This is a genomic window from Ralstonia sp. 1138, from assembly GCF_040544795.1.
Taxonomy (GTDB): Bacteria; Pseudomonadota; Gammaproteobacteria; order Burkholderiales; family Burkholderiaceae; genus Ralstonia; species Ralstonia flatus.
The window spans coordinates 53,631-79,666 of record NZ_JBEPKQ010000005.1 but is presented as its reverse complement, the minus strand read 5'-3'; the positions used below and the strand labels follow the sequence as shown (position 1 = coordinate 79,666).

The following is a 26,036-nucleotide window of genomic DNA, read 5'->3' as shown; positions in this document are numbered from 1 at the left end:
GGAGACCACCATGAACGCTCCCGCAGAACCCAACAACCACCTGATCGGCGCGGCCGTCAAGCGCAAGGAAGACTTCCGCTTCCTGACGGGCGCTGGGCAGTACACCGACGACGTTGTCCAGGCGCACCAGTCCTACGCGGTGTTCCTGCGCTCGCCGTATGCGCACGCCCGCATCAAGCACATCAATGCGGAGGCGGCACGCAATCATCCGGGCGTGCTGGCCGTGCTCACGGGCGACGATCTGGCCGCCGACAAGGTGAACGGCCTGCCGTGCGGCTGGCTCATCCACAGCATTGACGGCACGCCGATGAAGGAGCCGCCCCACCCTGTGCTCGCGCAAGGCAAGGTGCGCCACGTGGGCGACCAGGTCGCGCTGGTCGTGGCTGAATCGGTGAAGATCGCCAAGGACGCCGTCGAGATGATCGACGTCGAATACGACGAACTGCCCGCCGTGGTGGACACCGCCACCGCGGATACCGCCGGCACCGCCGTCCACGACGACGTGCCGAACAACACCTGCTACACCTGGGGCCACGGCGACAAGGCGGCCACCGACGCGGCATTTGCCAAGGCCGCGCACGTGACGCAGCTCGACATCGTCAACAACCGGCTGATCCCGAACGCCATCGAGCCGCGCGCCGTCAACGCCAGCTATTCGCGTCAGGACGACAGCTACACGCTCTACGTCGCCAACCAGAACCCGCACGTCGAACGCCTGCTGATGTCGGCATTCGTGCTGGGGCTGACGGAAGCCAAGGTGCGCGTGATTGCACCGGATGTGGGCGGCGGGTTCGGCTCGAAGATCTTCCTGTACCCGGAAGACGTGGCGCTGACCTGGGCGTCGAAAAAGGTCGGCCGGCCGATCAAGTGGACGGCCGAGCGCTCCGAATCCTTCCTGACCGATGCGCATGGCCGCGACCACGTCACGCATGCGGAACTGGCACTCGATGCGCAGGGCAACTTCCTCGCCATGCGCGTGCATACGACGGCCAACATGGGCGCGTATCTGTCGACGTTCGCCAGCAGCGTGCCGACCATCCTGTATGCGACGTTGCTTGCCGGCCAGTACAAGACGCCAGCCATCTATGCCGAAGTGAAAGCGGTCTTCACGAACACCGCGCCCGTCGATGCGTATCGCGGTGCCGGTCGGCCGGAAGCAACGTATGTGGTCGAACGCCTCGTGGAAACCGCCGCGCGCGAATTGCAGATCGACCCGGCTGAACTGCGCCGCCGCAACTTCATCCGCACGTTCCCGTATGCCACGCCGGTGGGCCTGACGTATGACACGGGCGACTACGAGCCGTGCCTGGACCGCGCCATCGAGCTGGCCGACGTAAAAGGCTTTGCCGCCCGACGCGATGCCTCCCGCGCCAAGGGCCGGCTGCGCGGCATGGGCTATTCCTGCTACATCGAGGCGTGCGGACTCGCGCCATCGAACATCGCGGGGGCATTGGGCGCGCGGGCCGGCTTGTTCGAAGCTGGTGAAATTCGCGTGCATCCGACGGGCTCCGTCACCGTCTTCACCGGCTCGCACAGCCATGGCCAGGGCCACGAGACGACGTTCGCGCAAGTGGTGGCCGATCGCCTGGGCGTGCCCATCGACAACATCGAGATCGTGCACGGCGATACCGGCCGCATCCCGTTCGGCATGGGCACGTACGGCTCGCGCTCGATTGCCGTGGGCGGCTCGGCCATCATGAAGGCGCTCGACAAGATCGAGGCCAAGGCCAAGAAGATCGCCGCGCATCTGCTGGAGGCATCGGCGGAAGACATCGAGTTCAAGGATGGCGTCTTCCGCGTGGCCGGCACCGACCGCACCAAGACCTTTGGCGAAGTCGCGCTCACGGCCTACGTGCCGCACAACTATCCGCTCGACAAACTCGAACCCGGGCTGGACGAGAACGCTTTCTACGATCCGACCAACTTCACCTACCCGGCCGGCGCGTACATCTGCGAGGTGGAAGTCGACCCCGACACCGGCGAGGTGCACATCGACCGTTTCGTTGCGGTGGACGACTTCGGCAACATCATCAACCCGATGATCGTCGAGGGCCAGGTGCACGGCGGGCTTGGTCAAGGCATCGGCCAGGCGCTGCTCGAAGCCTGCGTGTACGACGAAAACGGCCAGCTGCTGACCGGCTCGTACATGGACTACGCCATGCCGCGCGCCAACGATCTGCCCAGCTTCACGGTGGAAACCGCCAAAGGCACGCCGTGCACGCACAACCCGCTCGGCGTCAAAGGCTGCGGTGAGGCGGGCGCGATCGGCTCGCCGCCGGCGCTGATCAACGCCATCGTCGACGCGCTTGCGCCGCTGGGCGTGAAGGACATCCAGATGCCTGCGACGCCGCACCGCGTCTGGCAGACCATTCAAGCGGCCAAGGCCTAGGCAGAGGAGCGAACCATGTACGACTTCGAGTACCAGAAAGCCACCGACGCCCAGACCGCCGTCACCGCGCTCAAGACGCACACCGACGCCAAATACCTCGGCGGCGGCCAGAGCCTGCTGGCGGCGATGAAGCTGCGGTTGGCGCAGCCGTCAACGCTGGTGGATGTCACGCGCATTCCGGGCATGTCGGGCATTCGCACACAGCCGGGCGTGATTACGGTGGGCGCGGCCACGCGCCATGCCGATGTGGCCGACAGCGCCGAGATCGCCCGCATGCTGCCCGCGCTGGGCGAACTGGCCGGCGGCATCGGCGACAAGCAGGTGCGCGCCATGGGCACGCTCGGCGGGTCCCTCGCCAACAACGACCCAGCCGCGTGCTACCCGGCCGCCGTGCTCGGGCTGAACGCCACCGTCGTCACCGAGCGGCGCAACATCGCGGCGGACGATTTCTTCCTTGGCATGTATGAGACCGCGCTGGCTGCAGATGAACTCATCACCGAGGTGCAGTTTCCCGTGCCGGACCAGGCGGCCTACGTGAAATTCCGCAACCCCGCGTCGCGCTTTGCGCTGGTGGGCGTGTTCATCAGCCGCAAGGGCAACAACGTGCGCGTGGCGGTGACGGGCGCGGCGCCGTGCGTGTTCCGTTGCACGCCGCTGGAGCAGGCGCTGGCCGCCAGCTTTACTTCCGAAGCGGCGCGCAAGGTGGTGGTGCCGGCCGACGATCTGGTGGGCGATCTGCATGCCTCGCCGGAATATCGGGCGCACCTCATTCCGGTATTGACGGCGCGCGCGGTCGAGCAGGCGTTGGCGCACCATCATTGAGCGCACGCCCAAGGAACGGCATGCCGGTCGATTCCATCGACGACTGCATCGCGCAACTGCAAGGTCAGGGCTATTTCGCCAGCCGTGAGCTGGCCACGGCCTTGTTCCTCGCGCTGCGCATGCAGCGGCCGCTGTTTCTGGAGGGCGAGCCCGGCGTCGGCAAGACCGAGCTGGCGAAGGCGGCGGCGGGGCTGCTCGGCACGTCGCTGCTGCGGCTGCAGTGCTACGAGGGGCTCGACACCGCCAGCGCGCTCTACGAATGGGACTACCCGCGCCAGATCATGGCGCTGCGCCTGGCCGAGGCCGCCGGCGAGAAGCCCCGCGCCGACACCCTCTACCGCGACGAATTCCTCCTCAAGCGGCCGCTGCTGCAGGCGCTGCTGCCCGACCCGCTCCATCCCGACACGCCGCGCGTTCTTCTGATCGACGAGATCGACCGCGCTGACGAACCGTTCGAGGCGTTTCTGCTGGAACTGCTGTCCGACTTCCAGGTGTCGATTCCCGAATTCGGCACGGTGCGCGCGCAGGTGATTCCGCTGGTCATCATGACGTCCAATCGCACGCGCGAGGTGCACGACGCGCTCAAGCGGCGCTGCCTGTATCAATGGATCGGCTATCCCGACAAGGCGCGGGAGCTGCAGATCGTGGCGCAGCGCGCCCCCGAAACCGCCGCCCGCCTGCAGCAGCGCGCCGTCGATGTTGTGCACCGCCTGCGCGGCATCGACCTGTTCAAGGCGCCGGGCATTGCCGAGGCCATCGACTGGTGCCGCGCATTGGCGGCGCTGAACGTGACGGAGCTGGATCCGCAGTCCGTGCAGGACACGCTGGGCGTGCTGCTCAAATACCAGGACGACCTGGCCCGCGTGGATAGGCCGACCATCGAACAACTGCTGGCCGCCCCCGCGCTGCCGGAGTAACGCATGCAAGCGATCGTGCCGACGCAGTTGCCCATGCTCGCGCGCAACGTCACGCATTTCGTGCGGCTGCTGCGCAATGCCGGCGTGCCGCTGGCGCCCTCGCGCGCGGTGGACGCCATCGACGCCCTGAGCCATATCGACATCAGCCGCCGCGACGACGTCAAGGCCGCGCTGTCTGCCCTGCTCGTCTCGCACCCCGACGAGCGCACGCTGTTCGATGCCGCCTTCAACGTGTTCTGGCGGGATCCGGATTGGGAAGGCAAGCTGCGCGCCCTGCTGCTGCCCAAGGTGCGTGGCGGTATTCCGGCGCCGCGCAGCAACCGACTGGCCGATGCCTTGCGCGCGCAGCCATCGACGAATCTGCCCCCGGGCCCCAAGCCCGACGGGGAGCGCCATGACATCGTGGCGCCGCTGGCGTTTTCTGCCAACGAGGCCTTGCGCACGCGTGATTTCGACACGCTCGACGCGGCCGAATGGCGCACGTTGCAACACATGATCCGCCGCCGGCGCGTGCATCTGGCGCAGGAGCGGACGCGCCGGCTGAAGGCCGCCTCGCGCGGGCGCCATCCGGACCTGCGCGCCACCGCCCGCCAGGCCGTGCGTGCCGGCGGCGAGTGGACCGGCTGGAAATACCGCCAGCCCGTCGACCGCACGCCGCCGCTGGTGCTGTTGCTCGACATTTCCGGATCGATGAGTCGCTATTCGCGCGCCGTGCTGTATTACTGCCACGCGCTGGTGCAGTCGCGCGAGCGCATCCAGGCCTTCCTGTTCGGCACGCGACTGACGAACGTCTCTCGGCAACTGCGCGAGCGCGATCCGGATGTCGCCGTGCAGGCCATCGCCGAGCTGGTGCCCGACTGGTCGGGCGGCACGCGCATCGGTGCGGCGCTGGCGGAGTTCAATCGCCAATGGGCGCGCCGCACGCTGTCCGGCCGTGCCACCGTCCTGCTGGTGACCGACGGCCTAGACCACGAGCACATCGACGTACTCGACGCCGAGATGGCCCGCCTGGCGCGCTTCGCCCACCGCATCGTCTGGCTCAACCCGCTGCTGCGCTTTGCCGGCTTTGAGCCGCGGGCACGTGGCGTGCGGGCCATCCTGCCGCATGTCGACGTGATGGTGCCGGCGCACCATTTCGACAGCCTGGCTGCGCTGGAGCACGAACTGGCGCATGCCCGCCGCACGCGTCCGCCGCGTCCCCCCACCTCCGCCCAATCGACCGCCCCATGGAACTGACCCAGACCCATCTCCTGCCCGTGCCCCTGCAGACCGCCTGGGATGCGCTGAACGACCCGGCCGTGCTGCAACGCTGCATTCCCGGCTGCGAGAGCGTCACCGCCGCCGAGGCCGGCGCCAACCCCGCCTACGACATCGCCATGACCGCCGCTGTCGGGCCCGTCAAGGCACGCTTCAAAGGACGCATGGAGCTGGCCGACGTGGCGCCGCCGCGCAGCTATACGCTGCATTTCGACGGCCAGGGCGGCGCGGCCGGCTTCGGCAAGGGCAGCGCGCAGGTGCAGCTCACGCCCGAAGGCCCCACGGTGACGCGGCTCTCTTACACCGCAACGGCGCAGGTGGGCGGCAAGCTTGCACAAATCGGCTCGCGGCTTGTCGACGGCGCCGCCCGCAAACTGGCCGACGAGTTCTTCCAGCGCTTTGCCGCAGAATTCGGCCCCGCTGATACGGCGGGCATCGACGGCATGCCGGCCACACAGGCGATTCCCGATTTGGCCGCCGCCCAGCTGCAGGCCCACGGTGCGCCGCCCGGCCACGCACCCAACGTCAGCCCCGCGCTGCAGCCGCGCAATCCATGGCCGTGGATCATCGTGGCGGTGGTGGCCGTGGCGGCCGCCTACCTGTTTTTGCACCACGGGGCATAATCGGTCCAATCCCCGCAACACATCACTCAAGCGCGCGAAAGCGCAGCCAACGCATCATGGACAGCGTCGATCTTGAAGTCTTGAAAACCAGCGTGCGCTGGCTGGAACAAGGGCGCCGCGTGCTGCTCGTCACGGTGGTCAAAACGTGGGGCTCGTCGCCGCGGCCCGAAGGCGCGATGCTCGCGCTGCGCGATGACGGCGTCGTCATTGGCTCGGTGTCGGGCGGCTGCATTGAAGACGACCTCATCGACCGCGTGCGCCGCGAAGGCCTGCATTACACCAAGCCCGAAGCCGTCAAATACGGCATCAGCGCTGAAGAAGCGCACCGCTTTGGGCTGCCCTGCGGCGGCACGCTGCAGCTCGTGCTCGAACCGCTGAACGCGTCCAGCGGCATCGACGCGCTGCTGCGCGCCGTGGAGGCCGGCCAGCTCGTCGCGCGCACGCTCGACATGGCGACCGGCGCCTCAACGCTGCAGCACGCCACCGTCACCGACGGCCTGCAGTTTGACGAAACGCGCCTCGTGACGATTCACGGGCCGCGCTACCGGATGCTCGTCATCGGTGCGGGGCAGCTTTCGCGCTACCTGTGCCAGATCGCCGTGGGGCTCGACTACCAGGTCACCGTCTGCGACCCGCGCGAGGAATACAGCGAGGAATGGTCGATCCCGGGCGTGGCCATGGTCCGCACCATGCCCGACGATACGGTGATGGCCATGAAGCTCGACGAGCGCTGCGCCGTCATCGCCCTGACGCACGACCCGAAGCTCGACGACCTCGCGCTCATGGAGGCGCTCAAGACGCCCGCGTTCTACGTCGGCGCGCTCGGCAGCCGCCGCAACAACGCCAACCGCCGCGAGCGCCTGAAGGAATTCGACCTGAGCGACGCCGAGTTGGCGCGCCTGCATGGGCCGGTCGGCATCTACATCGGCAGCCGGACGCCGCCGGAAATCGCCATCTCGATCCTGGCCGAGGTGACGGCCGCCAAGAACGGCGTGTCGCTGCCGACCATCCTGCAGGTGGAAGGCGCCAAGGCGGCGCGCGAGATTGCCGCGAACGCCGCTTCGAGCTGCGCGGTGCCGCAAACCTGAGTCAACCCTCTGATCGAATGGGATGCCGAAAGGCGGCTGAAAGGTTACATTCTTATAAATCGCTGATTGTGCGCGGGTTTTGGCCGCATCGCATCGCGCGAACCCTGCGGCCCGCGAACCTTGTTTCGTGTGCGCGGCTTCATTTGCATGACCTGCCTGCCCCTTGCACCTGAGCGGTGCGGCGGCGGTCGTGTTGTTTGCAAGCGGGACGGTCGCCCGTTTTGCCACCTAGGAAATTCAAGTTTTCTCGCATGAGTATTTTGCTGACCGGTGCCACCGGTTTCGTGGGCGGCGCCATTGCCGCCAATCTGGCAGCCAAAGGTTTGCTGGCCGACACGCGCTTTGCCGTGCGCGGCGACACGCCTGCTGAAGGGTTGGCGCGCCTGCGCAGCAACCTGCGACGTTTTGAATTTGCACAGGGCACGCTGGACGGCATTACGGAATCGCAAATCGTGCCGTTCGACCTGCGCGAGGCCGGCGCGGCCAAGCTGGGCGATCCGGAAATCATCATCAACTGCGCGGCGCTGGCAACGTTCTCGAACCACCCGTCGCTGTGGGAAACCAATGTGGAAGGCGTGCTGGCGCTGGGCCGGCTGGCAGCGCAGGGCAAACGCCTGAAGCGCTTCCTGCAGATCGGCACGGCCATGTCGTGCGGCCAGCTGGCGGATCGCCACGTCAGTGAAAGTTGGGATGTCCCGCCGCTGGAGCAGCACGCCGTGCCGTACACGTATTCCAAGGGCATGGCCGAACTGAAGCTGCGTGAAGCCGTGCCGGAGCTGCCGCTGGTGGTGGTGCGGCCGTCCATCGTCGTGGGCCACAGCACGCTCGGGTGCGAGCCCTCGGGCAGCATTTTCTGGATGCTCCGCATGGTGGCAATGCTCGAAACGTTCAGTTGCCGCCTGTCCGACCGCGTCGACATCCTGCCCGTGGACGACTGCGCCGAAGCCATCGTGCAACTGTCGACCAAGCCGACGCTCGCGCACGACCTGTATCACATCAGCGCCGGCGATGCGAACTCCGAGCGCATCGAAACGCTGTACCCGCGCTTCAAGCGTTGCAAGACCCCGGAAGAAGATGCCCAGGCGCTGGCGGGCTACGTGTATCAGGAAAAAATCGCCGAGAAAGCATTGGCGCGTAAATTCCTGAGCCTGACGGGCGATGGCAACGTGCGACTGGTCGCGCGCTGCATCCACCTGTATGCCAAGTTCGCCAGCATGAGCTACGTGTTCGACAACACGCGGCTGGTGCAGGAGACCGGCTTCCAGCCGCGCTCCCTGCTCGCGTACCTCGACCGCTGCCTCGAGACGTCGGACACCGTGCCGATTCCCGAGCAGATGCAGTGGGACTATAAGTAGCCGTCCGGCCTCCCCGGCCTGCACGGCGTGTCATGGCGCCGTGCTATAACCCTCGGCGCCCTTTACCAAGACTCCGGTCACCACAACAAGGAGCCGCCGATGACGCTGCAAGCCCTCGTCCATCTCAATGTCGCCACGCTGGTGGATTCGTTCATCAGCCTTGCCTCGGCCTTTGCGCTCGGGTCGCTGATCGGCTTCGAGCGGCAGGTCAGACAGCGGACTGCGGGGCTGCGTACCAACGCGTTGGTGGCGGTCGCGGCATCGGCATTCGTCGACATGGCCGCGCAGATCGGCACCGCATCGGACACCACACGCGTGATCGCCTATGTGGTGTCGGGCGTCGGCTTTCTGGGTGCCGGCACGATCATGAAGGAAGGGCTGAACGTGCGCGGGCTGAACACCGCCGCCACGCTGTGGGGCTCTGCGGCGGTGGGCGCGGCGGCAGGCTCCGACCTGGTGGGCCAGGCCATTCTCATTACGCTATTTGTGCTGGCATCGAACATCCTGCTGCGACCGGTGGTCGATCGCATCAACCGCACGCCACTCGACAACCAGGCCAGCGAAGTCACGTACACGATGTGCGTCATCTCCACCAGCGAGCGCCAGAAAGAAGCACTGGCCGACCTGGAACGCCTGCTGGAAGAAGCCAGCTACCCGATCAGCGATCTCTCGGTCGAACCGTTTGGCGACGACCACGTGGAAATTGAAGCCATGCTGATGTCGACGGCGGTGAACGCGGCCGAGCTGGACCGCATCGTCACGTCGCTGCAATCGCAGCCGCACGTGGCGCAGGCGTTCTGGAACCCGAGTACGACGGAATAAGCGCCATCGACGGGCGGGTCAAAGCTCCTGGCTGGCGGCCAGCGCGAAGATCTTCGCCCAGCGCTTCGCTTCCTGGCGATTGCGCATCGGGATCGGCCACTCTGCTTGCGATTGATGCTTCAGGCGCAGCGCCAGCGTCCAGGCGCCTTCGCGTTCGACCGCATCGGCGCCGGCAATATCGGCAAAGAGAAAACGGGCGCCCTGCCCGTGCAACTGCAGCGTCCCGCGCTTTTGTTCGGCATCGACCGCGACCTGTCCCCAGCTTCCGCTGAGCGACACAATCCGCTCGCCTTTCACGTTCACGCCATGCACCGCGCGGTAACGCCGGACGAGGGTGACGACCGCGCCGGCCAGCAGCGCCACGGCCAGCAGCACCGCCGCGCCACCCGCCACGGCGCCGTAAGCGGCCGCAACCAGCGCATACAGCCGGACTGCGCCGTAGATCAGCAGACCCACCAGCGCGAACGCGGCAATGATGAACGGCATGAGGCGACTCCTTGAATACACCCGTCGGTTATATCAACCAAAACGGCATTCAAGGCAAGCCATTGCCATGCCCGTACGACAACGGTGGCGAAACTAATCTCAGGCGAGGCGGAATGCTGCGATGGCGGCGTTCAGCGCTTCGGCCTGTTCTTCCAGCGATTCAGCCGCCGCTGCGGCCTGCTCGACCAGCGCAGCGTTCTGCTGCGTGGCTTCGTCCATGAGCGTCACGGCCTTGTTGACCTGCTCGATGCCCGAGCTTTGCTCGTTCGAGGCTGCTGCGATTTCGCCCATGATGTCGGTCACGCGGCGGATGGACGACACGATGTCTTCCATCGTGCTGCCGGCGCGTTCGGCCAGCGCGCTGCCGGTCTCGACCTTCGACAGCGACGCCTCGATCATTTCCTTGATTTCCTTGGCCGCTGCGGCGCTGCGCTGTGCGAGGTTGCGCACCTCGCCGGCCACCACGGCAAAGCCGCGGCCTTGTTCGCCGGCGCGCGCGGCTTCCACCGCGGCGTTGAGTGCAAGGATGTTGGTCTGGAACGCAATGCCGTCAATCACGCCGATGATTTCCGATACGGTGCGCGACGACGCGCTGATCTCGCGCATGGTCGCCACCACGTCCGTCACCACGGCACCGCCCTGGCTGGCAACTTCCGAGGCGCTATCGGCCAGCTGGCTGGCCTGGCGCGCGTTGTCGGCGTTCTGGCGCACGATGGACGTCATTTCTTCCATGCTGGACGCCGTTTCTTCCAGCGAGCTGGCCTGTTCCTCCGTGCGTTGCGACAGGTCGGCATTGCCGGCGGCAATCTGCTTGGTGGCCGCGCCGATCGACTCGGAGCCGGTGCGCACCCGGCGCACGGTATCGGTCAGTGCAGTCTGCATGCGCGCCAGGCCTTCGAGCAGGCGGCCCATTTCGTCGTGGCGGTCGATGCGCACGCGCTCGGTCAGGTCACCCGCGGCAATGCGGTCGAACTGCGCCAGCGCAGCGTTCAGCGGCCCGACAATCGCGCGCAGCAGCGACCAAGCGCACCACAGCGCCACCACCAGCGCAAGGATGATGGCGGCCACCACGATCAGGCGGAAGCGCGCATAGGCGTCGCGCGACGCGTCGTAGTTCGCCTGGGAGAATGCGAGTTGCTTCTTGCTCAGCGCGAGGCTGGAATCGTTGGAATCACGGAAGGCCTTGGACACGTCCTTATCCATGATCTTGTCCGCCGTTGCACGATCGCCCGCACGCAGCGCCTTGATGATGTCGCGCAGGGTGGCGCAAGCCGCTTCACGCTTGGTGGCGACGTCCTTGGCCAGACGCTCTTCTTCGTCGTCGCGCGGCAAGGCCAGGTATTTCTTCCACGCGCCATCCGCCTCGCCAATCAGCTCTTCGGTGCGGTCGAGCAGCTTCATCGCGCCCTTGTCTTCGGGATACAGCATCGCCTTGTCGAGTGCGGTGCGGGCGCGCGTCAGGCTCAGATCGGACTCGCCCAGCGCAAGGGCAGACGGAAACTGGTTGGTGAAGGTCTGTTCGTGCGCGCGGTTGGCGTCGCGCAGCCCAAGCAAGCCCGCCACGCCGATCAGCAAGGCGAGCAGGAAGAGAACAGAGACCGAAAGCACCAGGCGGGTGCGGATGTTCAGGCGGAGGGACATGGGCGCGGCGAGAGTGGCGTGCACGGCTCTTCACGCGGGCGCGACCATCGCGCCGGGCGGCCGGCTACCCACGCACTATCGGCCGCGGAGTCGATCAACTTAAGGGCGAAGAGGCGAATACATCGCTGCGCCCGCCTTCACTGGGCCGATTGCTGGTCAAATGCCCGCTGGAGGACGTGCAGATCACCCGGTTCGGCGCCAAAACACAATACCGGGCCGATCCGCATGCGAATGGGCAGCGCCCAGCTACTCCCGCAATAGGCACAAGGCGACAAGCCTGAGCCTGCCGCCGTCACGTCACCCGTCGTACGAATAGGCGCGCCGATGCCGCACCGCCTCGGCGAGTATGTCGAGCACCGGCTCGGTCTGCGTCCAGCTCAGGCACGCATCGGTGATCGACACGCCGTAGCGGAGCGGCACACCGGGTTTCAGATCTTGGCGGCCGGCTTCGAGATTGCTTTCGACCATCACGCCGACGATCCGGTGTTCCCCCTGCGCCAACTGCCGCGCGAGATCCTGCGCGACGTCGATCTGCCGTTCATGCGACTTGTTGGAATTCGCGTGCGAGCAGTCGACCATCACCTGTTCGCGCAACTTTGCCGCGCGCAGCGCAGCGCAGGCCGCCTCGATGTGCTCGCTGTCGTAGTTCGGCCCGTTCTTGCCGCCGCGCAGGATGACGTGCGCGTCGTCGTTGCCGCGCGTCTCGAAGATCGCGGCCATGCCCATCTTGGTCATCCCCATGAACGCATGGCTCGCACGCGCCGCGATGATCGCGTCTGACGCAACCTGCACGCCGCCGTCGGTGCCGTTCTTGAAGCCAATCGGGCAGCTCAGGCCCGACGCAAGCTGTCGATGGCTCTGGCTTTCTGTCGTGCGCGCGCCAATGGCGCCCCACGCGATGAGGTCGGCAATGTATTGCGGGCTCAGCAGATCGAGGAATTCCGTCGCGGCGGGCAAACCAAGCGCGTTCACGTCGAGCAGCAGCTGCCGCGCAGCGCGCAGCCCTTCATTGATGCGGAAGCTGCCGTCCAGACGCGGATCGTTGATGTAACCCTTCCAACCGACCGTCGTGCGCGGCTTCTCGAAGTAGACGCGCATCACGATCAACAGGTCGTCCTTCAGTGCATCGGCCGCGGCCTTGAGGCGGCGTGCGTACTCGAGCGCCTGGTCGTGATCGTGGATCGAGCACGGGCCGACGATGAGCAACAGCCGATCGTCGCGGCCGTGCAGGATGTTGCTGATGGCCCGGCGAGTGTCTTCGACAAGCGTCTGCGTATCGGTAGGCACGGGCAGCTCGTCCAGCAGCAGCGCCGGCGAAATGAGCGGACGCACCGCGCCGATGCGGGTGTCGTCGATGCGCGTCGTGTCTTGCGTCGCGTCGGCGACGCCCACCTCGCGATCATGTGAGGGGTTGTCGAGTTTTTTCATTGCGATCTCAGAGGGATTTCAAATAGTACGCACGGAGCTGACGTCAACGGCGCACCATTGCGGACTTACACCGCGCACTTAAGCGGACTTGCCACCGCGCGCCTGACGATAATCTTCAGCAAACTCGCGCCATTGCTGCAGCGACACCTTGCGGCCCCGCGCTGCCAGCTTCAGCGCTGATTTGCGCCACGCGGTGCCCGCTGCATAGTCCTGCACCTTATCCACCAGATCGGTCCCGTGCCGGCCGCAGCCGCGCAGGTGGCACCACGCCGCCACGCGGGCCATGGTCTGCAGCGCGTCGTCCAGATTGGCGACGACGTTCTTGCCGGCGCCCAGCGCAACACGGTCCGCGGTCGGTTGCAGGCTTTTGACGACGTACGACTTCGGCTTCTCGCCCTTGGCTCCGTAGACGACGCCGCGCAGCAGTGCGGGCGAAATGGCCTGCGACAGGCGCTGGATGTCGACCACGCGCCCGGCCTCGCTGCGCCAAGGCGCAACGCTACAGGCGTCGCCCAGCACATCGTCCCAGACACTTGGGATGGAGAGCTTGATGTCGATCAGGCGCAGCGTGGTGGGGTCGTTTTCCGGGCGAGCGAGCACTGAATAGCGCTCAAGGCCCAGACTGCCTGTGCCGGCAATGCGCCGCGCGACGTCGATGGCAATGAAACGCTGGCCATTGCCCTGCTCGCCATAGGCCTGCAGGATGCGGCGCGCGCGGCGGGCCTCTTCCTTGCTAGCCCGCAACGTGCGTCGGCCGTCGATGCGCAGGTGAATGTGGTTGCCATCGCGCTCGGTGCGTTGCGCGAGGTAGGCGGCGCGATTGCGCTTGCGCAGCCCACGCAGCAGGTCGCGCACGATGCCGGTTGCGGTAGACCGTTCAACCCAGCGCGGCTTGCCGTCAACCAACGCTGCGGCATACGTATCGAGAAAGCGGCGGCAGAGGTTATTGGCATCTTCGTCGGCCAGCTTCCAGCTGTATGAGGCAACCTGCAGGCTCGACAGCACGCGCACGAGATCGACGGTGAACGGCGCCGCGAGGGCTTCGTCAAAGTCGTTCATGTCGAAGTAGACCAGGCCGTTGTCGCCCTTGAAGCTGCCGAAGTTTTCAAGGTGGAGGTCGCCGCAGACCAGCGTGCGCGGGGCGTCGTGCAGCAGCGGCGCATCGGCCAGCGAAGCCGCATACAGGTTGTTGGTGCCGCGAAAGAACGAAAACGGGTCGGCAGCGATGGCATCCAGCTTTCGGGTGAGCCTTTCCGGATCACGCCCGGCGTTGTATTCAAGCAGGATGCGGGTGCTTTCGTGCATGGTCTCGGCCTCGTTGAAGTGCTTGGAGTGGAGTGCAATGCCCTCGAAAATCGAAGATTACGCGTTGATTGGCGATTGCGAAACCGCGGCACTGGTTTCGCGCGACGGTTCCATCGATTGGCTGTGCTGGCCGCGGTTCGATTCAGGCGCCTGTTTTGCCGCGCTGCTCGGCACGCCAGACCATGGCCGATGGCGCATCGCACCGCAGGCGAACGCGCGCGCTGTGCGGCGCCGCTACCTGCCCGGCACGCTGGTGCTTGAAACCGTCTTCGAAACCGACACCGGCACGGCCAGCGTGACCGACCTGATGACCGCCCGGCTGCCCGGCACGCTCGGCGCCCGGGACGACACCTCCGACCTCATCCGCATCGTGCGCGGTCTCTCCGGCACGGTCGACATGCGCATGGATCTGACGCTGCGGTTCGATTACGGCGCGTCGGTCCCATGGGTCAGCCGGGTGTCGGAAATCACAGGCGCCCCGGCCGACGGCCCGTGCGACATGCCCGATTGCGTGCTGCGGGCCGTGGCCGGGCCCAACATGACGACACTTCGCACGCCTGCCCCCATCCGCGGCGAGAACCTCTCCACCGTGGCGGATTTCACGGTGAGCGAAGGCGAGGCGGTGCCCTTCGTGCTCACGTATTCGCCGTCGCACTTGCCGTTACCGGCATCGATCGATGCGCTCGAAGCGCAGGTCGATATCGAGGCACGCTGGCGCGCGTGGGCGGGCCGCTGTCACGGCGCGGGCGAATGGAGCGACGCCGTGGAACGCTCGCTCATCACGCTCAAGGCGCTGACGTATCACCGCACCGGTGGCGTCGTGGCCGCGCCCACCACGTCACTGCCCGAACAGCTTGGCGGCGTACGCAACTGGGATTACCGCTATTGCTGGCTGCGCGATGCCACCCTCACGCTGCTTGCGCTCATGAACGCAGGCTTCTTCGACGAGGCGCGCAGCTGGCGCGAATGGCTCGAACGCGCCATCGCCGGCAGCCCCGCACAGGTGCAGATCATGTACGGCATTGCCGGCGAACGCCGCCTGGGCGAATGGACCGTCCCGTGGCTGCCGGGTTACGAAGGCTCGCAGCCCGTGCGCGTGGGCAATGCGGCTGCGCTGCAACTGCAGCTCGACGTATACGGCGAGCTGATGGATGCCCTGTTCATCGCCCGCAAAGGCGGCCTGGATGGCGACGATGCCTCGTGGCGGCTGCAGGTCGCGCTGATGACGCATCTGGAAAGCATCTGGCAGACGCCCGACGAAGGCATCTGGGAAGTCCGCGGCCCCTCGCGCCATTTCACGCATTCCAAGGTGATGGCGTGGGTGGCGTTCGATCGCGCCGTCAAAACCATCGAGCAATTCAATGTCGACGGCCCCGTAGAGCGCTGGCGCGCCGTGCGCGACCGCATCCACGCGGAGGTCTGCGCGCACGGCTACAACGCCAAACGTGGTTGCTTCGTGCAGAGCTACGGCAGCGAAGAACTGGACGCCGCGCTGCTGATGCTGCCGCTCGTCGGCTTTCTGCCGGCATCCGACCCGCGCATCCAGGGCACGGTCAAGGCTATCGAAGAAGACCTGCTCGTCGATGGCCTCGTGCGCCGCTACCGCACCGAAGCCGTGACCGACGGCTTGCCCGAGGGCGAAGGCGTATTCCTGGCCTGCAGCTTCTGGTATGTCGACAACCTCGTCATGCAAGGCCGCCATGACGAAGCGCGCGCGCTGTTCACCAAGCTGCTGGCGCTGCGCAATGACGTGGGCCTCTTGGCCGAAGAATACGACCCGCGCGTGCAACGGCTGGTCGGCAACTTCCCGCAGGCGTTTTCGCACATTGCCCTGGTGAATTCAGCGCTGGCGCTCTCGGCCGCCGCCGATCATGTCAGCCAGCGCACGGGGGACGGCGCCGGCAGCTGACGCTGCGTCGAAGCCGGTAAAATACCGCCCATGACCGAATCGACCGCCCTCAGCCCCATGCCCGACGACGCAACCAGTGCTTCCGACAGCACCCTGCTGGGCCGCCCCGACAGCCCCTGCATCGGCATCTGCTCGACACTCTTCGACGAGGTCTGCCAAGGCTGCGGGCGCACCCAGCTGGAAGTCAGCAACTGGGTCTTCATGACGGACGAAGAGCGCAATGCAGTCTGGACGCGCATCCTGGCCGAAGGCACGGCCCAGGGCTACAACGCTGACGGCAGCCGCAAGTAAGCGCAGCGCATCAAACGAAAAAAACCCGGCCAAAGCCGGGTTTTTCATGGGTGCTGCATGTCGGGCAGATCAGGCCGTCTTGGCCGGATTGAGCTGCATCGCCTTGTACTCCAGGAACTCTTCCAGACCGTACTTGCCGTTCTCGCGCCCGTTGCCGGATTGCTTGTAGCCGCCAAACGGCGCCTGCATGTTGAACGGCCCGCCGTTGATGTTCACCTGGCCCGTGCGGATGCGCCGCGCCACGCGAATCGCGCGGCTCTCGTCGCCCGACCACACACCGCCGCCCAAGCCGTAGATGCTGTCGTTGGCGATGCGGACGGCCTCGTCCTCGTCGTCGTAGCAGATCACGGTCAGCACGGGGCCGAAGATTTCTTCGCGCGCCACCGTGTCGGTCGTCTTGACGTTGCCGAGCACCGTCGGCTTGACGAAGAAGCCGGTCGACAGGCCTTCGGGCGTGTCGGCACCGCCGGTAATGAGTTCTGCGCCCTCCTCCAGCCCCTTGCGGATGTAGCCCAGCACGCGGTCACGCTGTACGGCGGAAATCAGCGGCCCCAGGCGCGTGGATTCCTGCGCCGGATCGCCCGGCACGTAGGCGGCGGCAAACTGCGCGGCCAGCGCCTTCACTTCTTCATACTTCGCACGCGGCACCAGCATGCGCGTGTGCGCCGAACACGTCTGACCGGAGTTCAGGAAACACGCCGACAGCGTGCCCTTGACCGCCGCAGACAGATCCGCGTCATCCAGGATCACCGATGCCGACTTGCCGCCCAGCTCCAGCGCCACGCGCTTGACGGACTGCGATGCCAGCTCGGCCACGCGCTTGCCCGCACGCGTGGAACCGGTAAACGACACCATGTCGACCTCGGGGTCGCTTGCCAGTACCTCGCCCACCACCGGGCCATAACCGGTGACAAGGTTGAACACGCCCGGCGGCAGGCCGGCTTCTTCAATCACTTCCGCCAGCACGAAGGCGTTGAGCGGCGCTACTTCCGACGGTTTGAGCACCACCGTGCAGCCCGCCGCCAGCGCGGGCGCAACCTTCAGCGTGATCTGGTTCAGCGGGTAGTTCCACGGCGTGATGGCACCCACCACGCCCACGGGCTCGCGCACCACCAGCGAGTTGCCGACGTGCTCTTCAAATTCAAACGTGCTGAGCAGCTTGGCGAAATTGCCCCAGTTATAGACGGGGCCGCTCACCTGGATGGCACGCGCAAGCTTGATCGGCATGCCGACTTCGCCCGCGATCAACTGCGCCAGTTCTTCGCTGCGGGCCTGCAGGCCGTCGGCAATTTTCTGGATGTACTCGGCGCGCTTGGCCACCGGCGTGGCGGCCCAGTCGTCAAATGCGGCGCGCGCAGCCGCCACGGCGGCCTCGGCGTCGGCCGCGCTGCCTTCGGGAATGGTGCCCATCACCTCTTCGGTGGCCGAATGAATCACTTCAATGACGCCCTTGCCCTGCGGCGCCACCCATTTGCCATTGATGAAAAGCTTGTCGCGTTGCTGCATCGTTGGTTGTCTCGCTCTGGTGGATGCGCGGTTTGCGCGTTGTGCTATCCGGGTTGCGACTGAGGCCGACATCGCCCCCGGGCGGTTATGATCGGTCTATTGTAGAGCCACCAGAGCGCACACTGCAGACGCGCCGGCCGAGGGAGACCAGCATGACCACCAGCATCTATCAGAAGACCGAAAAAGGTCAGGACGAGATCCGCACGCGCGCGAACCACCTCGACCAGCGTCACCGCGCGGTGCTTCTGATGATCAACGGCGAAAAAACCTGCGACGACATCCTCGTGCAGCTTCAGCCGCTCGGCATGACGCAAGCGGTATTCGACGAGCTGGAGGACGGCGGCTATATCCGCCCGCACGCGGCCGGGGCGACCGCGGCGAAGGCAGAACCGGCATCTGCACCCACCGCTGCGGAGACGGCTCCTGCACAGGCAACCACGTCAAAAGAGCCCGCCGCCGAAGGCTATCAACGCCTCTATCGTTTTTACACCGAAACCATCAGCCGGTATCTCGGCCTGCGCGGTTATCTGCTGGAAATGAAGGTGGAGAAAGCCGGCAATGTGGCGGAACTCGTCGCCCTGCGCGACACGCTCAAGGCGGCGCTGACCAAGACGCGCGGCGAGCCGGACACCAGCAACGTCATCGCCCAGCTTGATTTGCTGATCGACGAGGCCACCGGCTAAGTCAACGCGCTCGGGCAAAAAAGGCGGCCACCTGTGCCGCCTTTTTTTGTTGACCACCGTGGAATGGAAAAACTTCATTACCATGGCGCATCCCATTCGCATGCTTCATGGCAAAGGTTTGCCCGTGCCCATCGATATCCGAGCCCTTCGTTACTTCGTCGAAACCGCGCGGCTGCAGAGCTTCACGCAGGCAGCGAGTTCGCTCTCGGTAACACAGTCCACCATCAGCAAGATGGTGCGTCAGTTGGAAAGCGAGGTCGGGCAGCCGTTGTTGATTCGCGAAGGGAGGCAGGTGCGGCTCACCGACGTGGGCCGGGTCGTGTACGCACGCGGCCAGGAAACGCTGGGCGTGGTGCACAGGCTGACGCTTGAAGTGGCGGACCTGTCTTCGCTCGGACGGGGTGAACTCACGGTCGGCATTCCACCGATGGTGAACCTGTTCTTTTCGCCGGTCGTGAGCGCGTTTCGGCAGCGTTATCCCAATGTGGTGCTGAACCTGGCCGAGTCCGGCGGCAAGACGGTGGAGCAGCAAGTGGCCAGCGGCGAACTGGAGGTGGGCGCCACCGTGCTGCCCGGCGACAGCGGCCTCGAACTCGCCACGCGGCAGTTTGCAAAGTACCCGATTTGGGTGGTGGGCCCGCGCAAGGCGAAGTGGGCCAAGGGCAAGACCGTCAGCCTTTCTGCGCTGCGCGACGAACCGCTGCTGTTGCTGGCCGAGGATTTTTCGCTGACGCGCAAGCTGCGACACGCCTTTCTCGAAGCCCGCATCGAACCGCATATCGTTGCGCAGAGCGGGCACTGGGAATTCCTCGCCTCGATGGCGGCAGCGGGGCTGGGCACGACATTTTTGCCGCAGCCGCTGGTGACCAACCTTCCGGACCGTGACAAGCTGGCCGTGGCACGGCTGACCGCGCCGGAGATGGATTGGGCGCTCGCGCACCTGTGGTCGCCAGGTCGGTACCTGTCGCATGCCGCGCGCGCATGGCTGGCGACATGCGAGGAAGTGCTGGGCGCCTGAGCAGCGGCGCCCGCGCCTCACGCGCTCAATGCGGGTTCCGCGAGCGCACCCTCTTCACTGAACCCCGCCGGGCGCATCGATCCATGATCGCGGAACCGGACATGCCAGGCCAGCGCCTCCTCCAGGAGGTGGGGCGTATGCCCGCCGCGCCGCTGCGCACGCACAACGTAGTCGCGCAGCAGCTCGCGGTAGCCCGGGTCCGCGCAGTTGCCGATGATCTGGACGGCACGCTCGCGCGGCGCCAATCCGCGCAAGTCGGCCAAGCCATGCTCGGTGACGATGATGTCGACGTCGTGCTCGGTGTGGTCCACATGCGAGACCATCGGGACGATGCTCGAAATGTCGCCGTCCTTGGCCAGCGACTTTGTCACGAAGACCGACAGATGCGCGTTGCGCGCGAAGTCGCCCGAGCCGCCGATGCCGTTCATCATGTGCGTTCCGCCCACATGCGTTGAATTCACGTTGCCGTAAATGTCGCATTCCAGCGCGGTATTGATGGTGATCAGGCCCAGCCGGCGAATCACCTCCGGGTGGTTGCTGATCTCTTGCGGCCGCAGAACCACCCGCGCCTTGTAGCGTTCCAGTTCGGTCAGGAACCGCTTGTAGACCGGGCGTGACAGCGTGATCGACGAAGCCGAGGCAAACGCCAGCTTGCCCGAGTCGAGCAGCTCGATGGAGCTGTCCTGCAGAACCTCGGAGTACATCTTGAGGTCATGGAACGGCGAGTCGATGAAGCCATGCAGAACCGCGTTGGAGATCGTCCCGATACCCGCCTGCAGCGGTTGCAGCGTGGGAGAAAGACGCCCCGTGCGCACCTCCCGCGCCAGAAACGCGTTCAGATGCCCGGCGATGGCATTGGTCTCCATATCAGGCGGCAGCACGTTGGACGGGCTGTCGTCCTGTCCCGTGATGACGATGGCGGCGATCTTGCGCGGATCAATCGGGATATACGGCAAGCCGATGCGCTGCTCCGCTGCAATGAGCGGAATCGGCTGGCGGTAGGGCCGCTGCACCGGGAAGAAGATATCGTGCAGCCCTTCCAGATTGGCGGGCATGTTCAGGTTGATCTCGACGATCACCTGCTTCGCCAGCACCGCGAAACTTGCGGAATTGCCCACCGACGTCGTCGGCACGATGCCGCCGTTCTCGGTGATGGCCGTGGCTTCGACCACCGCCACATCCAACGGCGCGATCTGCCCCGAACGCAGTTGCTCGACGGTTTCCGACAAATGCTGGTCGATGAACATGACCTCGCCTGCGTTGATCTTGCGCCGCAACGTGGCATCGGCCTGGAACGGCAGGCGACGGGCGATCACATCGGCTTCGGCCAACACCTTGTCGATGTCGTTGCCCAACGAGGCGCCGGTCATCAGGGTGATGCGAAGCGGCTCGTGCGCGGCACGCCGGGCCAGGGCAAACGGCACGGCCTTGCAGTCGCCGGCGCGGGTGAAGCCGCTCATGCCGACCGTCATGCCATCGCGGATCAGCGTCGCGGCTTCGTCCGCAGACACCACTTTGTCCAGCAGGGATTGCAGGCGAATGCGGCCGCCAATATCAGAGGTCATCTCGTCTCCTGGGTACTTCGCCGAGCCTGCGTTTGGCGCTTCTTGGTGCGACGCGCGACGCCTTGCCTGCAGCTCTCGGCCTGTTCACTGTGATATGCGATCCCAGTGTAGCGAGGGCAATGCATTCCGATGGCGACAAAAAATCATGGAAGCCAGTCGGTTTTTTCATAGAGCGACCACCTTGGCGGCGCGCGGCAGCCGCATTCGGCGAGTACCAAAAACAAAGGGCCGCACATCGGCGGCCCTTGGCTACGGCAGAGGATTTGCGCTCAGACTTCGACGCCCTGGCTTTGCAGGTATTCGTCGTAGGTGCCGAGGTAGTCGGTCAGCGTGCCGTCCGGGCGCACTTCGATCACACGCGTGGCCAGGGCGCTGATCAACTCGCGGTCATGCGACACGAAGATCAGCGTGCCTTCGAACTTGTCGAGCGCGATCTGCAGCGACTCGATCGACTCCATGTCCATGTGGTTGGTCGGCTCGTCCAGCGCCAGCACGTTGTGGCGGCCGAGCATCAGCTTGCCCCAGATCATGCGGCCCTTTTCGCCACCGGAGAGCACCTTCACACTCTTCTTGATGTCGTCGGCAGAGAACAGCAGGCGGCCCATGGTGCCGCGCAGCGATTGGTCGTCATCGCCGGGCTGCATCCACTGGCTCATCCAGTCCATCAGGTCGCGGTCTTCGGGGAATTCTTCGTAGGTGTCCTGCGGCATGTAGCCGACATTGGCATTCTCGGCCCACTTGACGGTGCCACCGTCGATCTCGATACCGCGCTGCACACCGGTCTTGACTGCGCCGTTCAGCAGGCAACGCAGCAGCGTGGTCTTGCCCGCGCCGTTCTCACCGATGATGGCAATGCGCTCGCCCGCGCGCACGGCCATTGTCAGGCCATCGAAAATCTTGCGGTCGTACGTCTTGCGCGCGTTCTCGGTTTCCACCGCCAGGTTGTGCAGCTTCTTCTCCATCTCGAAACGCACGAACGGGTTCTGGCGCGACGACGGCTTGATGTCTTCGACCTTGATCTTGTCGATCATCTTCAGGCGCGACGTGGCCTGGCGTGCCTTGGACTTGTTGGCCGAGAAGCGGCGCACGAAGTCCTGCAGGTCGGAGATGCGCTCCTTGGCCCGCGCGTTGGCAGCCTGCAGACGTTCGCGCGCCTGCATGGAGGCTTCCATGTAGTCGTCGTAGTTGCCCGGGTAGACCTTCAGGGTGCCGTAATCCATGTCGGCCATGTGCGTGCAGACCGAGTTCAGGAAGTGGCGATCGTGGGAGATGATGATCATGGTGGAATTGCGCTCGTTGAGCACCGATTCCAGCCAGCGGATCGTGTTGATGTCGAGGTTGTTGGTCGGCTCGTCCAGCAGCAGCACGTCCGGGTTCGAGAACAGCGCCTGCGCCAGCAGCACACGCAGCTTCCAGCCGGGGGCGACGTTGCTCATCGTGCCGTTGTGCTGGTCGGTCGGAATGCCCACGCCCATCAGCAGTTCACCGGCGCGCGCTTCGGCGGTGTAGCCGTCGTATTCGGCGTACTTGGCCTCCAGGTCGGCGGCCTTCATGTAGTCGTCGTCGGTGGCTTCCGGGTTGGCGTAGATGGCATCGCGCTCCTGCGCGGCGGCCCACATTTCGGTGTGGCCCATCATCACGACGTCCAGCACGCGCATGTCTTCGTAGGCGAACTGGTCCTGGCGCAGTTTGCCCAGGCGCACGCCCGGTTCTAGGATCACGTTGCCGGAGCTGGGCTCCAGATCGCCGCCCAGGATCTTCATGAAGGTCGACTTGCCGCAACCGTTGGCGCCGATCAGGCCATAGCGATTGCCCTCGCCAAACTTGACCGAGATGTTCTCGAACAAGGGCTTGGGCCCGAACTGCATGGTGATGTTGGCGGTGGAAAGCACGTGGAAACCTTGATTTGGAAAGCGGTGATCTGGCGACGCAAGCACTCGGCCGTCCGCCATTTGGAGAACCTGAGATTTTACCACCCGGACGTGACCCGGATGGCCGGAAGACTTATGCCTTCAGTGTCGGATACCCCGACAAGTGCAGCGTAAAGCCCGCGGCATCGACATCCAGCTCGGCATGTGCGCCAATCGGCAGCGTCGCCTTGGTCGGGCAATGGCCGAACGGCAATCCCGTGACGACCGGAATCGACAGATGCTCGGCCAGATAATCGCGCATGGCGTCGAAATCGTAACCGGCGTCGTACGGCGTGGTGCGGTAGCCGGAAAAATCGCCCAGTACCAGCGCCTGCTGCGCATCGAGCACGCCAGCCTGCTGCAATTGCAGCAGCATGCGCTCAACGCGGTACGGATGTTCGTTGATGTCCTCAACGAACAGGATGCCGTCGCGAATGTCGGGCAGATACGGCGTGCCGACCAAACTGCACAGCATGGCCAGATTGCCGCCCCACAGCGTGCCGGCATAGCGCCCGGGCCGCGCGCAGCCTTTGGGTTGCGGCCCCTCCACGCGCAGCGCATAGGCCGGGCTGCGCAAGATGCCCCAGAAGTGCTCGACCATGAACGGGTCGACCGTCTCCAGCCCGAAGTCCGAACACACGTGCGGACCGGCAAACGTCACGCCGCCCGTGGCCGCCAGGTACGCCAGCGAAAACACGGTGAAATCGCTGTGGCCGACGATGATGGCGTCGGTCGCTTGCGCGCGGCGGCCGATGTCGATGAAATCGATGCGGTCCAGCAAGCGCGTCAGGCCATACCCGCCGCGAATGGCCATGGCGATTTCCTGGCCGCTGCGCGTGCCGATCTGATTGAGGTCGGCCAGACGCGCCAGTTCGCCGCCGGCAAAGCGCTGATGCTGCCGGCTCAGGCACTCGCGGTTGACGACCACGCAGCCCTGCGCTTCCAACGCCGCCACGCCGCGCTGGGCGATGGCCGCATCGTTCGGGTAACCGGAAGGCGCAATCAGGCGGACAGTGGTCATGTGGCGGTTTCGTCGGGTTCGGTGGACATCAGGCGTGCGGCCTTCTGGCTCGCGCGGCGCTCGGCGAAAAAGGCGCGCAGCATGTCGCCGCATTCCTGCGCGAGCACGCTGCCGGTGATGGCGGTCTGGTGGTTGAGCCGCGTTTCTGCAAACAGGTCAAGGATGCTGCCCGCGGCACCCGTCTTGGGGTCCGGCGCGCCGTAGACGACGCGCGCCACGCGGGCATGCAGCATGGCGCCGGCGCACATCACGCACGGCTCCAGCGTCACGAAGACTTCGCAGTCGGGCAGGCGGTAGTTGCCGAGCTTCTCGGCGGCCTGGCGCAGGGCGCGCATCTCGGCATGCGCCGATGGGTCGTGCGTGCCGATCGGCGCGTTGTAGCCCACGCCGACGATCTCGTTGCCGCGCACGACCACCGCGCCCACCGGCACCTCGCCCTGCCCCCACGCGAACTTGGCCTGCACGAGCGCCTGCTGCATCCAGTAGCCATCGCGCTCGTGGGCGGACATGTCGGCGGGCGGGGTGAGGACGTGCGGTGTGGTCATGCGATCCGGTGTTATCGAATCAATCCTGCTCGTGCGGGCGCGCGAGCTTCACGTCGGCCCAGCAATTCGGGGTTTCGTACAGCACGAGCTTGGACAGACGCAGATGGTGCCCAAACGTGTTGCGGAACACCGGCTCGAGGATGTCGAAGGCCACCTGCGCGAGGTTTTCGACGGTGGGCACGTCATTCAGCACGACGGTCTTGTGACCGCCTTCCATGTCGTTCAGGAATTCAACAAGCTTCGTGTCGCCGCGATAGACGAGGAAGGCGTGATCCCACAGGTCGACGAGATGCTTGTTGGCGAGCTGCTTGACGTCGCCGAAGTCGAGGATCATGCCGTCGTCGGCGGCTTTGTCGTTGTGCAGGACTTCGCCGGTAAGCGTGAGTTCGAGCTGATAGCGATGGCCGTGCAGGTTGCGGCACTGGCCGGCATGGCCCGGGATGCGGTGGCCGGCGTCGAATTCGAGCCGGCGCGTAATGGAAACGGTCTTGGTCATGGAGCAAGGTGGCGGCAGCGGACGCCGCGAAACGGCTGGAACCGGCAGGAAACCGGGGACAAAGTGCTGCGGCCCGCCTTAGCGGATGCCCAGCATCTTATGGGTTTGCAGCGACAGGCGCCAGCGCGGCCGGCGCTGGCACAGCTCAACGGCAGTCGCCGTATTTTGCCGGGCGAGCGGGCCGTCCATGGCCTGCAGGAAGAAATGCTGGAAATCCAGCCGTTCGTATGCGTCCAGGTCCTGCCCGTCTTGCGGGATCACCACCTTCAGCTCGTCGCCGCGCGTGACGACGAGTTCGGAGCCCATCTTGGGGCTCACGCACACCCAGTCGACGCCGTCCGGCACGGCGATGGTGCCGTTGGTTTCGATGGCGATTTCGAAGCCGCGTGCGTGCAGCGCGTCGATCAGCGGCGTGTCGAGTTGCAGCAGCGGCTCGCCGCCCGTGCAGATGACGAGTGGCTTGCCGCCCGTCGCGCTGGCCGGCCATTCGGCGGCAACGGTATCGGCGAGTGCATCGGCGGTGGCGTATTTGCCGCCTTGCGTGCCGTCCGTGCCGACGAAGTCGGTGTCACAGAACTGGCAGACGGCGGTGGCGCGATCGGCTTCGCGCCCACTCCAGAGATTGCAGCCGGCAAAGCGGCAGAAGACAGCTGCGCGGCCGGTGTTGGCACCCTCGCCTTGCAGCGTATAGAAGATTTCCTTGACGGCGTAAGTCATGTCTGAACGGTGGCATTCACAGGAGAACGAGGCAAAAGCGACGTAATTCCCGCGCAAACCGTACCAGTGCCCACTAGTGATTAACCCGATATTGTTTCACAAATTGGGCTCGTGCGTCGCCCTACCCGCAGAAGGACGCCAACGTCACAAAAGAAAATGCACCTTCCGGCGTCAGCCACGCCGCAAAGACCAGGGCAGCGCCGGCCGCTGCCAGCGCCCACGCCGCCCATCGATTGAGCCGA

General features: G+C 65.5%; 23 protein-coding genes. 12 read left to right on the top strand and 11 right to left on the bottom strand.

The features are described 5' to 3' along the window. Positions 1-10: 10 nt before the first annotated feature. The 8 genes from ABIC76_RS20965 (at position 11) to ABIC76_RS20930 (ending at position 9,273) form a co-directional block, all read left to right on the top strand. Entirely contained in the window at positions 11-2,389 is a 2,379-nt protein-coding gene (locus ABIC76_RS20965) for a xanthine dehydrogenase family protein molybdopterin-binding subunit (protein ID WP_102067180.1), read from the top strand. Between the two features lie 15 nt (positions 2,390-2,404). Next, positions 2,405-3,211: an FAD binding domain-containing protein gene (locus ABIC76_RS20960; RefSeq protein WP_316901822.1), complete on the top strand. Its 807-nt coding sequence runs from the start codon at positions 2,405-2,407 to the stop codon at positions 3,209-3,211. Positions 3,212-3,231: 20 nt separating this feature from the next. Further along, complete coding sequence (locus ABIC76_RS20955; protein WP_354535128.1) at positions 3,232-4,128, top strand: AAA family ATPase; 897 nt, start codon at positions 3,232-3,234, stop codon at positions 4,126-4,128. Positions 4,129-4,131: 3 nt separating this feature from the next. Then, entirely contained in the window at positions 4,132-5,364 is a 1,233-nt protein-coding gene (locus ABIC76_RS20950; RefSeq protein ID WP_354535127.1) for a vWA domain-containing protein, read from the top strand. After that, complete coding sequence (locus ABIC76_RS20945) at positions 5,355-6,008, top strand: SRPBCC family protein (protein WP_354535126.1); 654 nt, start codon at positions 5,355-5,357, stop codon at positions 6,006-6,008. The genes ABIC76_RS20950 and ABIC76_RS20945 overlap by 10 nt, the downstream gene beginning before the upstream one ends. A gap of 56 nt (positions 6,009-6,064) precedes the next feature. Next, complete coding sequence (locus ABIC76_RS20940) at positions 6,065-7,096, top strand: XdhC family protein (protein WP_316876104.1); 1,032 nt, start codon at positions 6,065-6,067, stop codon at positions 7,094-7,096. A 251-nt stretch (positions 7,097-7,347) separates the two neighbouring features. Beyond that, on the top strand, positions 7,348-8,451 hold the full coding sequence (locus tag ABIC76_RS20935) for an SDR family oxidoreductase (protein ID WP_354535125.1): 1,104 nt from the start codon (positions 7,348-7,350) through the stop codon (positions 8,449-8,451). A 99-nt stretch (positions 8,452-8,550) separates the two neighbouring features. Next, positions 8,551-9,273, top strand: a complete 723-nt coding sequence (locus ABIC76_RS20930) for an MgtC/SapB family protein (protein ID WP_081785425.1) — start codon at positions 8,551-8,553, stop codon at positions 9,271-9,273. An 18-nt stretch (positions 9,274-9,291) separates the two neighbouring features. On the opposite strand, the gene ABIC76_RS20925 is transcribed toward ABIC76_RS20930, so the two are convergent. The 4 genes from ABIC76_RS20925 to ABIC76_RS20910 all read right to left on the bottom strand — a co-directional run bounded on the left by ABIC76_RS20925 (position 9,292) and on the right by ABIC76_RS20910 (position 14,133). Next, positions 9,292-9,759 carry a hypothetical protein gene (locus ABIC76_RS20925; RefSeq protein ID WP_354535124.1) on the bottom strand — a complete coding sequence of 156 codons (468 nt, stop codon included), beginning with the start codon at positions 9,757-9,759 and terminating at the stop codon, positions 9,292-9,294. Positions 9,760-9,858: 99 nt separating this feature from the next. Continuing rightward, positions 9,859-11,400: a methyl-accepting chemotaxis protein gene (locus ABIC76_RS20920; protein WP_354535123.1), complete on the bottom strand. Its 1,542-nt coding sequence runs from the start codon at positions 11,398-11,400 to the stop codon at positions 9,859-9,861. Positions 11,401-11,697: 297 nt separating this feature from the next. Then, positions 11,698-12,828 (bottom strand): 3-deoxy-7-phosphoheptulonate synthase, encoded by a 1,131-nt coding sequence (locus ABIC76_RS20915; protein WP_354535121.1) that lies wholly within the window; start codon positions 12,826-12,828, stop codon positions 11,698-11,700. Between the two features lie 78 nt (positions 12,829-12,906). After that, positions 12,907-14,133 carry a DUF2252 domain-containing protein gene (locus ABIC76_RS20910; protein WP_354535120.1) on the bottom strand — a complete coding sequence of 409 codons (1,227 nt, stop codon included), beginning with the start codon at positions 14,131-14,133 and terminating at the stop codon, positions 12,907-12,909. Positions 14,134-14,170: 37 nt separating this feature from the next. Between ABIC76_RS20910 and ABIC76_RS20905 the strand changes: the two genes are divergently transcribed. Together ABIC76_RS20905 and ABIC76_RS20900 are read left to right on the top strand one after the other, a co-directional pair. Beyond that, positions 14,171-16,042 carry a glycoside hydrolase family 15 protein gene (locus ABIC76_RS20905; protein ID WP_354535119.1) on the top strand — a complete coding sequence of 624 codons (1,872 nt, stop codon included), beginning with the start codon at positions 14,171-14,173 and terminating at the stop codon, positions 16,040-16,042. 30 nt (positions 16,043-16,072) lie between these two features. Next, positions 16,073-16,333 carry a DUF1289 domain-containing protein gene (locus ABIC76_RS20900; RefSeq protein WP_012761945.1) on the top strand — a complete coding sequence of 87 codons (261 nt, stop codon included), beginning with the start codon at positions 16,073-16,075 and terminating at the stop codon, positions 16,331-16,333. A 69-nt stretch (positions 16,334-16,402) separates the two neighbouring features. Here ABIC76_RS20900 and ABIC76_RS20895 read toward each other — a convergent pair whose 3' ends face one another. Next, a complete protein-coding gene (locus ABIC76_RS20895; protein WP_354535118.1) occupies positions 16,403-17,839 on the bottom strand; it encodes an aldehyde dehydrogenase family protein in 1,437 nt (478 codons plus the stop codon). Positions 17,840-17,991: 152 nt separating this feature from the next. On the opposite strand from ABIC76_RS20895, the gene ABIC76_RS20890 reads away from it, so the two are divergent. Together ABIC76_RS20890 and ABIC76_RS20885 are read left to right on the top strand one after the other, a co-directional pair. Beyond that, the gene (locus ABIC76_RS20890; RefSeq protein ID WP_102067168.1) at positions 17,992-18,522 is read left to right on the top strand and encodes a hypothetical protein; all 531 of its coding nucleotides are present in this window, start codon (positions 17,992-17,994) and stop codon (positions 18,520-18,522) included. Positions 18,523-18,646: 124 nt separating this feature from the next. Then, complete coding sequence (locus ABIC76_RS20885; protein WP_354535282.1) at positions 18,647-19,540, top strand: LysR family transcriptional regulator; 894 nt, start codon at positions 18,647-18,649, stop codon at positions 19,538-19,540. A gap of 17 nt (positions 19,541-19,557) precedes the next feature. Here ABIC76_RS20885 and scpC read toward each other — a convergent pair whose 3' ends face one another. The 6 genes from scpC to queE form a co-directional block, all read right to left on the bottom strand. Next, positions 19,558-21,105 (bottom strand): succinyl-CoA:acetate CoA-transferase ScpC, encoded by a 1,548-nt coding sequence (gene scpC, locus ABIC76_RS20880; protein WP_354535117.1) that lies wholly within the window; start codon positions 21,103-21,105, stop codon positions 19,558-19,560. A gap of 269 nt (positions 21,106-21,374) precedes the next feature. Beyond that, entirely contained in the window at positions 21,375-22,997 is a 1,623-nt protein-coding gene (locus tag ABIC76_RS20875) for an ABC-F family ATPase (RefSeq protein WP_027681497.1), read from the bottom strand. A 112-nt stretch (positions 22,998-23,109) separates the two neighbouring features. Further along, on the bottom strand, positions 23,110-24,036 hold the full coding sequence (ldcA, locus tag ABIC76_RS20870; RefSeq protein WP_354535116.1) for a muramoyltetrapeptide carboxypeptidase: 927 nt from the start codon (positions 24,034-24,036) through the stop codon (positions 23,110-23,112). Then, positions 24,033-24,581 (bottom strand): tRNA adenosine(34) deaminase TadA, encoded by a 549-nt coding sequence (tadA, locus tag ABIC76_RS20865; RefSeq protein WP_102067165.1) that lies wholly within the window; start codon positions 24,579-24,581, stop codon positions 24,033-24,035. Before tadA ends, ldcA begins: the two co-directional genes overlap by 4 nt. Positions 24,582-24,600: 19 nt before the next feature. Beyond that, complete coding sequence (gene queD / locus ABIC76_RS20860; protein ID WP_009238193.1) at positions 24,601-25,077, bottom strand: 6-carboxytetrahydropterin synthase QueD; 477 nt, start codon at positions 25,075-25,077, stop codon at positions 24,601-24,603. Positions 25,078-25,155: 78 nt separating this feature from the next. After that, entirely contained in the window at positions 25,156-25,794 is a 639-nt protein-coding gene (gene queE / locus ABIC76_RS20855; protein ID WP_102067164.1) for a 7-carboxy-7-deazaguanine synthase, read from the bottom strand. Between the last annotated feature and the right edge of the window lie 242 nt (positions 25,795-26,036).